The sequence below is a fragment of the Streptomyces sp. NPDC028368 genome (genome assembly GCF_055565615.1).
On sequence record NZ_JBVHTY010000001.1, the window covers coordinates 381,563 to 395,206 of the forward strand.

At 75.5% G+C, this 13,644-nt stretch carries 5 protein-coding genes; all 5 read right to left on the reverse strand.

The annotated features are described in order from the left end of the window. Window positions 1–4: 4 nt before the first annotated feature. From ACZ4S3_RS01745 to ACZ4S3_RS01765, 5 genes are read right to left on the reverse strand one after another with little or no spacing between them, the layout of a single operon-like run. A complete protein-coding gene (locus tag ACZ4S3_RS01745) occupies window positions 5–1,204 on the reverse strand; it encodes a glycosyltransferase (protein ID WP_467924482.1) in 1,200 nt (399 codons plus the stop codon). Beyond that, on the reverse strand, window positions 1,201–2,007 hold the full coding sequence (locus tag ACZ4S3_RS01750) for an alpha/beta fold hydrolase (protein WP_467924484.1): 807 nt from the start codon (window positions 2,005–2,007) through the stop codon (window positions 1,201–1,203). The genes ACZ4S3_RS01745 and ACZ4S3_RS01750 overlap by 4 nt, the downstream gene beginning before the upstream one ends. 7 nt (window positions 2,008–2,014) lie before the next feature. Next, entirely contained in the window at window positions 2,015–2,332 is a 318-nt protein-coding gene (locus ACZ4S3_RS01755; protein ID WP_467924486.1) for a phosphopantetheine-binding protein, read from the reverse strand. Beyond that, window positions 2,322–6,716: a beta-ketoacyl synthase N-terminal-like domain-containing protein gene (locus ACZ4S3_RS01760; protein WP_467924488.1), complete on the reverse strand. Its 4,395-nt coding sequence runs from the start codon at window positions 6,714–6,716 to the stop codon at window positions 2,322–2,324. The genes ACZ4S3_RS01755 and ACZ4S3_RS01760 overlap by 11 nt, the downstream gene beginning before the upstream one ends. Continuing rightward, entirely contained in the window at window positions 6,709–13,458 is a 6,750-nt protein-coding gene (locus ACZ4S3_RS01765; RefSeq protein WP_467924490.1) for an SDR family NAD(P)-dependent oxidoreductase, read from the reverse strand. The genes ACZ4S3_RS01760 and ACZ4S3_RS01765 overlap by 8 nt, the downstream gene beginning before the upstream one ends. Window positions 13,459–13,644 lie beyond the last annotated feature (186 nt).

Genomic DNA, 13,644 nt, shown 5'->3' on the forward strand with positions numbered 1-13,644 from the left:
TGCTTCACGATCCCTTCTCGGTGCGGGTGCCGGCCGTGGTGGGCAGCTTCTCCAGGCGGTCGGCCGCTGTGGTGGCACCGCCCGCCGCGGCGAAGGACGCCTGGATGCGGCGGGCCGCGCTGCGGTGGGCCGGGTCGTCCAGCACGGCGGTCAGGGCGTGGCGCAGCTCGTCGGTACGGGCCCGGCCGAAGCGGACCCGCACCCCCGCGCCGGCGTCGGCCACCTGGCGGGCCACGATCGGCTGATCGTCGCGGACCGGCGCCACGACCAGCGGCAGCCCGTGGGCGAGCGCCTCGCAGACGGTGTTGTGGCCGCCGTGGCACAGCACGGCGTCGAGGTGTGGCAGCAGCTGGAGCTGGGGGACGTACTCCTGGTGCAGCACATTGGGAGGGAGGGTGGCGGCGACGCCTTCGGGGGCGGCGAGGATCAGCTGTGCCCGGTCCGCGAGGGCCTCGGCGGCGCGGAGTACGGCGGGGTAGAAGCGGGCGCCCGCCTCGCGGTTGAGGGTGCCCAGGGAGACGAGTACCCGGGCGCGGGCGGGATCCAGGCGGCGCCAGGGGAAGTCGGCGGCGGGCGGGCGGTGGCCGAAGGCGGGCCCGACGAAGGCGTGGTGGGGCGGGTGGTCCGGTCCTCCACCCCCGATGAGTTCGGGGGTGGAGAAGACCAGCACCAGATGTGGGGAGAAGCGCGGGTCCCAGCCGCCGGGCGCACCGCAGTCGGCGAGCAGCGCCGCGATGCGCCCGGCCACCCACTCCCCCACCTTCGGGAAGCCCTCGAAGGGCCGGGTGAACTCCGCCGAGGTGGTCGCCGAGGTCACCCAGGGCAGGCCGAGCCGCCGCGCCACCAGGGGCCCGGCGAGGGCCTGTTGGTCGGCCACCAGCACATCGGGGCCGAAGGCCTCGACGGCGGTGTGCACGCCGGGCAGCATCGCGTGGGCGAGCGGGACGAGGGCCTCCGCCCACAGGAAGCGCAGGGCCGCGACACCGCGCAGGTCGCGCCACCGCTGGTGCAGGACGTCATGGCCGTCGGCCGCGCCCCGGTCTCCGGCCGGGTACAGCGGGGCGCCCGGGGGGAGCAGCGGCGCGAGGGCCGCGGCGGGGCCGGTCCAGGCGACATGGTGGCCGCGGGCGGTGAGTTCGGCGGCGACCGCGAGGGTGGGGTTGACGTGTCCGGCCAGCGGCGGGACGACGAACAGGACTCTCATCCGGTCACCGCCCCGGCCGGTGCGCCGAGCCGTGCCAGTACCGCGCCGCGGAGTCCTTCGGTGGCCTCCTTGAGCACGGTGTGTCCCACGCCGGGCAGTACACACAGTTCGCAGTCGGGTGCATTCGACGCCAACTCTCTTGCTCCTGGGAGGAGTTCGGAGTGTTCGCCGTAGACGGCGAGGACCGGGCGGCGGAGTCTGGTGAAGTCGCTGGCGGTGAAGGCGGTGGCCGCGGCGATGTCCTCGATGAGGGTGGTGCGGTTGAGCAGGGCGTCGGCGCCGGCGGTCAGCTTGGCCTCCTTGCGCCGGCCGAGCGCGGCGAGCTGCTCGGGCAGCCGGCTGTGTTCGAGGCCGAGGGCCGCCACGGTGAGGGTGTCGGTCATGTCCTCGACCCAGTCGCCGGTCAGATGGGCGTCGATCAGCACGAGCGAGGCGACCAGCTGGGGCCTGACCAGCGCGGTGTGCAGGGCGAGGGCGCCGCCGTAGCTGTTGCCGATCAGATGGACGGGGCCGCGGTCGAGTCCGAGGGAGGCGAGCAGGGCGGCGAGGTCGGTGGTCGCGGTGCCCATGTCGTAGCCGGTGGGCGGGCGGTCGCTGCGGCCGTGTCCGCGCTGGTCGTAGAGGAGCACATCGTGTCCGGCCTGGGCGAGGGGGCCCGCGAGGGTGCAGTAGAAGCTCGAGAGGTTGTCCATCACGAGCCCGTGGAGGAAGACGACGGTGGGGGTGTCGGGGCGGGGGCCGTCGGGCCGTCCCGGCAGCCGCTGGGTGTGCAGGCGCAGTCGGCCTGCGCGGGTGAGGGCCATGGTGCGCTCAGCCCGCGTGGGCCGGGTCGGCGACGGTGACCCGGTCGATACGGTCGGCGAGTTCGCCGACGGTCATGGCCAGGATCTGGTCGATGTCCTTCTCCGCGAGGAAGCCGAGGAGGTCCACGGCGGTGCCGTAGCGCTGCTGCAGCAGCTCGGCCAGGGCGACGAACTCGATGCTCTCCAGCGCCAGATCGTCGTTGAAGGTGGTGGCGGGGGTGATCTCGCCGACGACGAGGAGTTCCTCGCCGGCGACGTTCACCAGCATGTCGGTGATCTCGGCCAGGATCCGCCGGATGCGTTCGGGTCGGGGGTCAGCTGCCATGGGTGGCCTCCGTGAGGGTGGGGGTGTCCGTACGGTCCTGGGGCCGAGGGCCGGTCCAGGCGATGACGTGGCGCGTCAAGTGGTCGTCGACGGTGTCGAGGTGGACGCGGTGGGCCCGTCCGTCGGGGGCGGTCACGTGCAGCGCGCCGCCCGGTGCGGGCGTCACGGCCCAGCCGGCCGGGCCGCCGCCCGCCGCCTGGGCCGCGGCCTCCTTGGCGCACCGGAATGCGGTGCGCCAGTACGTACCGTCGGCGCCGTCGTGGTGTGCGCCGAGTGCGTCCGCCAGGCGGTGTTCGGCCGGGGTGAGGGCGAGCCGTTCCAGGGCCTGAGGATCGTCGGTGACGGTCTCGATGGCGATGCCGACGGGGCCCGCCCGGTGGGCGAGGGCGACGGCGATCCGGTCCCGGTGCGCGAGGGAGAGGTGGATGCCGTCGGCGAGCGGGCCCTCCGGACGGGGGCGGCCTTCGCGGTCGTCGCCGATGGTGACCTCCGCCGGGAAGACGGGTCCTGCGCCCGACTCCCACAGCAGTTCGCGCACCGCGTCCTTGGCCGCGATCCGGCCGAGCAGCCAGGCCGCGCGGGCGTGCGGCGCGCGGAGCTCATAAGCCTCGCGTTCGGCCGCGCCCAGATAGCGGCGCATGACCAGCTCCTGCGAGGCCGGGTCCGACCAGCGGCGCCGGGCCAGGCACCAGCCGCCCGGCCGGGGTTCGCCGATGCCGCACACCTCCGGGGTGAACTTCATCGGCCACACCCGCTCATCGGCCCCGAACCGCCGGTATGTCCAGCCCTCCAGCCGCGCCCGGACCCGGCCGTCGGCGCCGCGCAGCTCCACATCGCCGCGTACCGAACCGGGCCGTACCTCGCGGATCCGGGCGGTGGCCGTCAGCAGCGCGCCCGCGTGGGGCGGGGGCCCGTAGAGCCGTACCCGGTCCAGGGTCGCGGGGAAGACCAGTCGGTCGCCGGCGAGTTTCCGCTGCATCCAGTGGCCGAGGAGCTGCCCGGCGGCGTCCAGGAGGGCGCCGGGCGCGGGCAGGGCGCGCAGCGTGCCGCGGATGCCGTCGGCCGCGAGCGTGGTGACCTCGTGGACGCCGGCGAAGGCCGGGCCGTGGAACATCCACCGGTCCCGGTAGAGGGCCTCGGCGCTGACGGGCGCAGGGCCGCCGGACGTCAGCGCCGAGGCGTCGGGGGGCGGCGGGGCCGGATGACGGGCCGCGAGGTGGACGGTGACGACGGCGTAGTCGCCGAGGCTCACCCGTACGCGGCCGTCCTCGAAGGGGTCGGCGGTGATCGCTAGGTCCACGGGCGGGGCGACGGGCAGCCAGCGCAGCGCCCGTACGTCGGAATAGCCGGTGACGGTGTGGCCGGGCCGGGCCTCATGGGCCGCTTCGGCGGCGAGTTCCAGCAGGGTGGTCATGGGGACGACGGGGAACCGGTCGGCGGGCTCGGGCCAGTCGTCGGGCTGGAGGTAGACGCAGTGGTCGCGGACGTACGGGAGGGTGTCGAGGGAGAGGTGGCGGGTGGTGCGGCGGGGGCCGGGGTGCCGTACGGCCGGGGCGGCCGCGGCGGTGACCTGGCGTGTCGCGTCGGTGGTCGCGGCGAGGACCTCGTCCAGGGCTTGGCGGATCGGATCCGCGGCGGGCGGGTGGGGAGGGGGAAGCGGCCGTTCGGCGGTCGGGGGGAGCGAAAGGGACGGGGCGGTGTCGCCGAGGCGGACCAGTGGGGAGCCGAGGTCGAGGCGGACCATGGGCCGGCCGGTCGGGGCGGGTGGCAGGATCCGGTCCCAGCGGGGGTTCAGCCCCTCGGTCCACAACGCGGCGGCCAGGCGGCGCAGTTGGGCCATTCCCTGGCGGCGGGGGTCTGCCGCCGCGACGGCGAGGTGGTCCCGGCCGTGGAGGGTGTCGGCGACGAAGCCGGTGAGGCTGCCCCCGCCGACCTGGACGAAGCCGCGTACGCCCGTGTGGTACAGCCGCCCGGTCAGCTCCTGGAAGCGGACCGGTTCCAGGAGGTGTCGCAGCACCAACTGCCGCACGGAAGAAGCTTCTTGGGGGAAGGGGGTGGCCGTGGTGGCCGACCATACGGGGCGCTCCGGATCCCGTAGCGGGAGGGCGTCGAAGGCGGCGCCGACCTGGTCGAGGTAGGGCGCCCACATCGGGGTGTGGAAGCCGGAGCGGAAGGGCATCTCCTGGGCCCGCACTCCCTGGGCGGCGAGCCTGCGCACGGCCTCGGCCAGCTGCGGCGGTTCGCCGCAGATCACGGACTGGTGGGGGCAGTTGTCGTGGCTGACGGCGATCCGTTCCAGACCGTCGAGCGCCGCGGCCGCCTGTTCGGCGCCGCAGCCCAGGGCCGCGTAGACCAGGTCGGGTACGGCGAGGGAGCCGGGCCGCAGCGAGTCGAGGAAGGTGTCGACGGCCTGCGGCGGGTACATTCCGGCGACCACCATGGCGGTCCATTCGCCGAGGCTGTGGCCGGTCAACAGGTCCGGTTCAATGCCGAGTTCGGCCAGTGCGCGGGCGAGGAGCCGGCCGACGGCGAGGGTGTCGACGGCCCTTTCGACCAGGCCGCTGCCGCCGGTGACCCGTGGGCGGGGCAGGGCCAGGTGGTCGGCGATGTCGTCCACGCGGGGCGCCGCCTCCGCCTCCAGCCCCGGGAAGACGAAGGCCAGCCGCGCTCCGGGCTCCTTGGCGTGCGGCCCGAAGAGGGGGCTCGGGGTGAACCACACCTCGCCGCGACCGCGCCAGGGCAGTCCGCGGGCGAGGATCTTGGCTGCCAGGGCGCGGCGCCGCGGGGTGGGGTCAATGAGGGCGAGGCGGCAGGGGGCGTCGTCGGGCGCGGGCGCGTCCTCGGTCATATCGCGTAGGGCATCGGCCAGTTGGCCGGGGGTGGGCGCGGCCAGCAGTACGGTCCGCTCCGGCTCCGTCACCCGGGGCGGGGGCGGCGCCGCCGGGCCGCCCCGCCGACCCGGGGCCTCTTCCAGGATCGCGTGGGCGTTGATCCCGCCGAACCCGAACGCATTGACGCCCGCCCGCAGCGGCGCCCGCCCGCCGTCCCAGGGCTCGGCCTCGGTGACCGGTCGCATCCGGGTGTGCGCCAGGGCCTCGTGCGGCTCGTCCAGATGCAGGGTCGGCGGCAGGGTCCGGTGGTGCACGGCGAGGGCGGCCTTGATCAGCCCGGCGATGCCGGCGGCCTGCATGGTGTGGCCGAGTATCGACTTCACCGAGCCCAGGCCGATGGGTGTACGGTCCGCGCCCGCCGGCCCGAACACCCGGGCCAGCGTGGCAAGTTCGGCGGTATCGCCGACCGGGGTGCCGGTGCCGTGCGCTTCCAGCAGCCCGAGCGCGGAGGGGTGCGCGGGGTCGAGGCCGGCGCCCTGCCAGGCCCGTTCCAATGCCCGGACCTGGCCGTCCACCTGAGGGCTCATCAGGCTCGACGCGCGGCCGTCGCCGGCCACCCCCACCCCCCGCAGCACCGCATACACCCGGTCCCCGTCGCGCTCGGCGTCGGCCAGGCGCTTGAGGAGGACGACGCCGGTGCCTTCGGAGAGCAGGGTGCCGTCGGCACGGCGGTCGAAGGGGCGGATGTGCTGGGTGGGGCTGAGCGCACGCAGCTGGGTGAAGACGCTCCACAGGGTGGCGATATGGCAGTGGTGCACGGCACCGGCGGCGACGAGGTCGCAGCGGCCGGCGGTCAGCAGATCGACGGCCTGTTCCACGGCCAACAGCGAGGAGGCACAGGCGGCGTCGAGGGTGTAGGCGGGGCCGCGGAAGTCCAGCCGGTTGGCGGTTCTGGCGGCGGTGAAGCTGGGCACCAGGCCGATGGAGGCGTCCGGCCGTTCGGGGCCGAGGCTCGTCTGGAACGCCTCCCGAACGGCCGTGATTCTCGACTCGCCCAATTCAGGGGCGAGTTCGCGCAGGGTGACGGCGAGCTGATGGGCCGTCCGGACCCGCTGGTCGAGCCGGGCGGTGGCCACGCCCATGAAGCCGCCGCGGCCGAGGACGACGCCGATACGGGAGCGGTCGGCGGGCAGCCGGTCCTGGCCGCCCGCGTCGGCGATGGCGTCGGAGACGGCGCGCAGGGCGAGCAGCTGATCGGGCTCGGCTCCGGCGACGGCGGCGGGCATGATGCCGAAGCGGGTCGGGTCGAAGGCGGCCGGTTCGCTCAGGAAGCCGCCCCGTCGGCAGTAGAAGCGGTCGCTGCGGGCGGGCCCTACGGCGCCCTGGGGGTCGTAGTAGACGTCCGGGTCCCAGCGGCCGGGCGGCACGTCGGTGATGCAGTCCGTACCGGTCAGCAGGTTGTGCCAGTACGCGGCGAGGCCGTCGGCGCCGGGGAAGACCGCGCCCATGCCGACGATGGCGGCGTCCGTGGGCCGCGGGCCGGTCTCACTCATCGTCCGGTGCCCCCTCGGCCGCCATCAGCACGACCTGCGCCGCGGTGCCGCGGTCCAGCTCGTCCAGGAGGGCGGCGGTCGCAGCATCGGGGTCCAGGAGCGGGATACCCCGGCGTGCGTAGGCGCGTTCCAGTTCCGGGGTGACCATGCCGCCGCCGGTGGCCGCCCACGGCCCCCAGTCGACGGCGAGCACCCGGTGGCCGGTACGGGCCGACCAGGCGTGCGCGAGAGTGTCCAGGGCGTCGTTGGCGGCGGCGTAGTCGGCCTGGCCGCGGTTGCCGAAGACTCCGGCGACGCTGCCGAAGAGGACGACGAAGCCGGTGTCGTCGCCGGCCGCGGAGAGCAGATGGCGGGCGCCGTCGGCCTTGGCGGCGAAGACCCGGGCGAACGATTCCGGGTCCTTGTCCCGCAGCAGCTTGTCCTCCAGGGTGCCCGCGCCGTGCACGATCCCGTCGAGGCGGCCGTACCGGGCTCTGATGTCCGCCACGACGGCCCGTACGGCGGCCTCGTCGCTGACATCGGCCGCGTGGTAGCGCACCGAGGCGGCGAGCGGTTCCAGGGCGGCGAGCGTGCCGGCGATCTCGCGCCGGGCCAGGGTCCCGGTGGCCGCCGCCTCGATCTCGGCCGGTCTGCGCAGCCCTTGGGCGATCAGCGCGGCGCGCAGGGCGATGCGGTCCTGGGCGTGCGCGAGCTCCGGGTCCTCGGGGGTCTCGGTCAAGGAGGTGCGTCCGAGGAGTTCGATATGGCAGCCGTGCGTGCGGGCGAGGGCGAGGGCCGTGCGGGCGGTGATTCCGCGTGCGCCGCCGGTCAGCAGCACCACGGAGCCGGGGCCGAGTGGTGCGGTGGCGCTCCGGTCGGCGGTCAGTGGTGCGGGGACGGTGCGCAGGGTGGTGCGGGTGCCGTTGGTGCGGCCCACCACGACCGGCTCGCCGGGGGCGCACAGTTCCGCCAGGAGGTGGGCGGCGATGCGTTCGGGGCGGTCCTTGGGGTCGATGTCCACGGCGCGGATCAGCGCGTCGGGGTATTCGAGAGCGGCCGTACGGGCGAAGCCGCGCAGCCCGGCACCCGGACAGGGGTCTCCCCTGCGCATGGGGGTCCCCCCTGCTCGAGCGGAGTCGAGAACTTGGGGGAGGAGTTGAGAGCTTGGGGAAGGGTCCGGCGAGTCCTCGGTGGCGTCCCGCCCGAAGGCACCGCCGGCCGCGGTGGCCAGCAGCAGCCACCGGGCCCCGCCGGTCAGGGCGGTGCGCAGCCCCGCGTACTGTCCGGGCAGTACGGCACCGCGGCCCGCCCGTAGCGCGCTGAGGTCCACCACGCCCTGCGCGGTGGTCTCGGCCAGCCGCTCGGCGGGGACGGTCCGCACCCGCGCGCCATGGCTCTCCAGGAGCGCGGTGAGCGCGAGCGCCACGCCCTGCCCGTCCTCCACCACGGCGAAGTCGCTGTCCGCCACGACCTCGGCGGGCGGCCGGCTCGCGGGCGGGCCGAGGGGGGCGACCTCGACCAGATAGCGGGTGGGGGGCCGGCCGGGGGCGGAAGCGGCGGGCCGTACGGGAGTGGGCTCCGGGGCGGCGGGTTCATGGGTGACCGGCTCCGGCTCGGGCCGGGTGGCGGAGATCCACTCCACGATGCCGCTGATGGTCTTCACCCGGGAAAGCTGCTCCACCGCCGACTCCATGGCGCCGTCGGCGTCCTTCGGCAGTCCGATGCGGTCGGCCAGCGCTCCGATGATCTCCACGCGTTTGATGGAGTCCACCGAGAGATCGGCCTCCAGGTCGAGCCCGGCGTCCAGCATCTCGCGCGGATATCCGGTCCGGGTGTGGATGATCTCCCGTACGGCGTCGAGGAGTTGGCCGGCGTCGAGGCGCCCTTCCGCGGCGGACGGCTCGGCTCCGGATTCGGCCTCGGCCTCGGCCGTTTCCTGGTACGACGCGATGGACCGCTCCCATTCGGGCGCGGACGGCGACGCCGGAGTGCTCCCCAAGTACCGCAGTACGACGTCCCGTTGGGCCTCCACGAGCTCGCGCGCCCCACGCAGATACTCCAGGACCGCGTCATCGCGTCCGGAACCGGCGCCGCCCCCGGCCGGCGCCGCCACCCGTCGCGCGGGCCGCAGCCCGCCCGGCAGATAGGCGCCGTCGGCGGTACGCACCAGATGCCCGTCGACCAGCCATCCCGGCCGGCGCGGCGCGGCGGCGGGCAGCGGCCGCGTCCGCCCGTGGAACAGCGCCTCGGGCTCGATCGGGACGCCGGCCGCGGCCAGCCGGGCCAGTACGTGCGGCAGCCGGGCCAGCCCGTTCTCGCCCGGTACGTCCAACGCCACGACGGTGTGGGGGCGTTCGCCCAGGATGTGGCCGACCAGGCCGGTGAGCACGCGGCCGGGTCCGGCCTCAACGAACGTGCGCACCCCCGCGGCGTACATGTCCTCGATCTGGTCCACGAAGCGCACCGGCTCGGCGACCTGGGCCGCCAGGGTGTCCCGTATCGCGGACGCTTCGGGGTGGTACGGGCGGGCGGTGGCGCCGGACCAGACCGGCAGCGCGGGGGACGAGACCGGGACAGCGGCCAGCTCTTCCGCCAATTCCGCGCATGCGGTGGCCAGTTGGGGACTGTGGAAGGCGCAGGCGACCGGCAGGCGCCGCGCGTCGACACCGGCGGTACGCAATGCCTCGACGGCCGTTTCCACGGCGTCCGTGGGGCCGGAGAGCACGCTCTGTTCGGGCGCGTTGTGATTGGCGACGACGACCCCGGTGCCGTCGGTCAGCTCGCGTACGCGGTCCGGGGTGGCCACGGCGGCGGCCATCGCTCCGGGGTCGTCTCCGGCGGCCCCGAGGATCGCCTCGGCGCGGCGGGTGCTGAGCCTGAGCAGCGCCTCGGTGTCGTAGGCGCCGGCCGCCCACAGCGCGGTCAGCTCGCCGTAGGAGTGGCCCGCCGTGCAGTCGGGGCGCACGCCGAGCGTGGTGAGCAGCCGGTGGGCGGCGGCCGAGGCGAGGCCGAGGGCCGGCTGGGCGACGCGGGTGTCGGTCAGGGCGGTGTGCTGGGCGGCGCGCTGTTCGGGGGTGAAGGCGGTGGGCGGATACATCGCCGCGACCCGGTCCGGGTCGGCGTCGTCCAGGAGGCCGCGCAGCGCGGGGAAGGCGGAGAACAACTCGCCCAGCATTCCGGTGCGCTGGCTGCCCTGGCCGGGGAAGAGGAAGGCGATCAGGCCGGGGTCGGCGTCCTCCTCGGGTACGTACACACCGTCGGCGGCGGCGAACCGCCGGGCCGCGTCCAGCTTGGCGGCGAGGTCGTCGAGGTCCTCGGCGACGACACAGACCTGGACCGGCCCCTCGGCCGTGGACGCGGTCTCGGCGGCCAGATCGCGCAGCGGCCAGGGCCGTCCCGCCTCGTCGTTCTCCGCCAGCCGCGCGGCGAGCCGCTCCATGGCCCGTACGGCCGCGGGGCGGTCGGCCGCGCGGAAGCAGAAGAGTTCGGCGGGCCAGTCCTCCAGGGCGTGGGCGGGCTCCGGCGCGTCGGCGTAACCGGCAAGCACGGCATGGTAGTTGGTGCCGCCGAAGCCGAAGGCGCTCACCCCGGCGATGCGCCGCCCGGCGGGGACCGGCCAGGGCCGGGCGCCGTCGGCCTCGAAGCGGAACGGCCCGGAGTCCGCCGCCGGCCGGGTCAGATGCAGGGTCGGCGGCCGTATCCCGGTGTGCACGGCGCGCGCGGCCTTGATGAGTCCGGCCAGACCGGCCGCGCATTTGGTGTGGCCGATCCCGGATTTGACCGAGCCGAGCGTGCAGGTGCCGGGAGCGGCTCCGGCGTCCTCGAACAGGTCGGTGAGGACGGCGAGTTCGGTGGTGTCGCCGACGACCGTTCCGGTGCCGTGGGCTTCGAGGAGCCCCACCTCGGCGGGGCTGATCCCGGCGCGCCGGTAGGCGCGTTCCAGGGCGCGTCGCTGGCCCTCGGGGCGGGGCGCGGTCAGGCCGAGGGAGCGCCCGTCGCTGGAGGTGCCGACCGCTTTGACGACCGCGTAGATCCGGTCGCCGTCCCGCTCGGCGTCCGCGAGCCGCTTGAGGACCAGGCAGCCGACGCCCTCGCCGAGCGCGATGCCGTCGGCGGCCGCGTCGAAGGGGCGGCAGCGGCCGGTGGGCGACAGGGCCCGGACGGAGGCGAACATCAGGTAGTCGTTGATGCCGTTGTGGACATCGGCGCCGCCGCACAGGACCATGTCGCTGTCGTGGTCGCGTAATTGACGGCATGCCAGGTCGAGCGCGGCGAGCGAGGAGGCGCAGGCGGCGTCCACGGTGCAGTTGGCTCCGCCCAGGTCCAGGCGGCTCGCGATCCGTCCGGCGATGACGTTGGCGAGCACGCCGGGGAAGGAGTCCTCGGTCAGGCGGGGCAGTTCGGCGTCGAGGGCGGGCGGCAGGTCTCCCAGGTAGGCGGGGTGCAGTGCGCGCAGGCCGTAGGCGCCGGCCAGTTCGGTGCCGGCCTCGGCACCGAAGACGACGCTGGTGCGGGCGCGGTCGAAGTCGCGGTCGGCGTATCCGGCGTCGGCCAGGGCGCGGGCCGCCGTTTCGAGGGCGAGCAGCTGGACGGGTTCGATGCCGGTGAGGGAGGCCGGGGGGATGCCGTGGGCGAGGGCGTCGAAGGGGACGGTGGGCAGGAAGCCGCCCCAGCGTGACGGGGTGCGCTCGCCCGCCCGCGCGGGATCCGGGTCGTGGTACGTGCCGGCGTCCCAGCGTTCGGCGGGCACCTCGGTGACGGAGTCGACCCCGGCGACGACGTTGGACCAGAAGCGGGCGGTGTCCGGCGCGCCCGGATACACGCAGGCCATGCCGACGATGGCGATGTCCAGCGGGTCCGCGTCCTGGCGCCCGGTGCGCTCGCTGGGCGGACGGTAGCGCTCCGCGCGCGCGGCGAGCAGCGCGGTCGCCTCGTCGGTCACCGCGGTGTGCAGCGCCGCGACGGTGGTGGTGGCGCCGCGGACGGTGGCGGCCTGGCCCAGCATGTACAGGCCGTCGCGCAGCTGCTCCCGCTCCCCCACCGGCGCCGGTCCGTCGTCCGTGTGCCGCAGGCCCTTGCTGGCGATCCGCAGCCGTCCCAGGTTGCGCCGCTCCAGCTCCTCCCATCGGGCGCGCAGGTCGACGCCGTCCGCCACCAGGCGTCGCTCGGCGGCCGCGAACTCCTCGGCGTAGGCGGTCTCGGCGCAGCGGGTGGCATGGCCCGGCGCGGTGTGCAGCAGTACGGTCCGGTCGCAGGCCAGCGCCGTGTCCTGGAAGGCCGGGCGGACGGCGCCGGTGGCGACGGCCTCCTCGGTGAAGAGGTAGGCGGTGCCCATCAGGACGCCGATCCGGGCGCCGCGTTCGGCGAGCGGGGCGGCGGCGGCCGCGGCCATGGCGGCCGAGCGGGCGTCGTGGATGCCGCCCGCGAAGAGTACGTCCAGGTCCTCGGCGGTCCCGCGGTGCGCCCGGTCGTGGTCGAGCAGCCGCTCGATCTGTTCCTCCCACAGCGGGAAGCCGGCCCGGGGGCCGATATGGCCGCCGCACTCCTGCCCTTCGAAGACGAATCTGCGGGCGCCTTCGTCGAGGTAGCGCTCCAGCAGGCCGGGCGAGGGGACATGGAGGTAGGTGCGGGTTCCGGCCGCTTCGAGGGGCGCGGCCTGGGCGGGCCGGCCGCCGGCGATGATCGCGTATTCGGGAGCGAACTCGGCGACCGCGGCGAGCTGTTCGCGCCGCAGCTCGGGCGGCGCGAAGCCGAGCAGGCCGACGCCCCACGGCCGGTCGCCCAGCCGCGCGGCGGTCTCGGTCAGCAGGCGGCGCACCTGTTCGCCGTCCATGACGGCGAGGGCGAGAAAGGGCAGCCCGCCCTCGTCGGCCACCGCGGCGGCGAAGTCGGCGCCGTCGCTGACCCGGGTCATCGGCCCCTGGACGACGGGGAGATGGCGGGCCTCGGGGCGGGGCGCGAGGGGGCGGCTGCGGGCCGCCGCCGCGAGGTGATGGGGGATGGCGGCCCGTACGGCCTGGACGATGCCGCCGGTGGTGCGGTGGCGTGCGGCGAGCCGGGCAGCGAAGGCGCCGTCCTGGCCGATGGGGAGGGCGGGCACCTGCGGGCGGGTGAGGACCCGGCGGCCGTCGACGACCGTGGGTTCGCTGCCGTCCATCGTCCGGATCGCGGCGGCGACCGCCCGGGGCAGCCGGTCCTCGCCCTCGGTGGTGAGCACGAGCTGGGAGTCGAGCAGCACGCCGGCCGCGCCGCCGGCGACGGCCGCGGCGGCGGTGTGCGGGCCGATGCCCCCGGCGGCGAGGACGGGGACGGTGATGTTCGGGTCGGCCAGTACGCGCTGGAGCAGGACGCAGGTGGTGAGGTCGCCCACCCGGCCGCCGGATTCATGGCCGCGGACGACCAGCGCGGTGGCTCCGGCGGCGTTCGCGGCCGCGGCCTCCTCGGGGGTGGTGGCCTCGGCCCAGACGCGGCGCCGGCCGCCGTCGGCCCAGTCGGCCGGTGTGGCGAACGCTTCGGGGTCGGCGAGCAGCACGGTGTCGACGGCGTCGGGCAGGTCGGCGGGGGTGAGCGGGCAGCCCACCGGTATGCGCACGCCGTACGCCCGCCGAAGCCGCCGCCCGAGCCGGGCGAGCGCCGCGCGCGCCGGGCCGGCGGCCCGGCCGAGGTCCAGCAGGCCGAGCGCGTCGGCGCGTTCGGCCGCCGCGACGATCCGCTCGTTGGGCTCCTCCAACGGTGAGAGCGCCACGACGAGATCGCGCTCCACGACGGGAGGCGGACCGGGGCGGGGAGTTGGGGGGAGAGGGGGCCGGGGGACCACGGGCGCTCCTTCTGCTGCCTGGGGGCGGACACATGCACCACTGCCACCTGCGGTAACCAGCGGTAGCCCGCTGATGCCGCGTTGCATCGTGGGGCCGCCCCCGTGCACTGTCAACGCCGGTACGGGATAACG

Excerpts from the sequence above, each read along its gene's own strand:
- ACZ4S3_RS01755 (WP_467924486.1), bottom strand. The coding sequence starts at position 2,332 with ATGGCAGCTGACCCCCGACCCGAACGCATCCGGCGGATCCTGGCCGAG.
- ACZ4S3_RS01760 (WP_467924488.1), bottom strand. The coding sequence starts at position 6,716 with ATGAGTGAGACCGGCCCGCGGCCCACGGACGCCGCCATCGTCGGCATG.
- ACZ4S3_RS01745 (WP_467924482.1), bottom strand. The coding sequence starts at position 1,204 with ATGAGAGTCCTGTTCGTCGTCCCGCCGCTGGCCGGACACGTCAACCCC.
- ACZ4S3_RS01750 (WP_467924484.1), bottom strand. The coding sequence starts at position 2,007 with ATGGCCCTCACCCGCGCAGGCCGACTGCGCCTGCACACCCAGCGGCTG.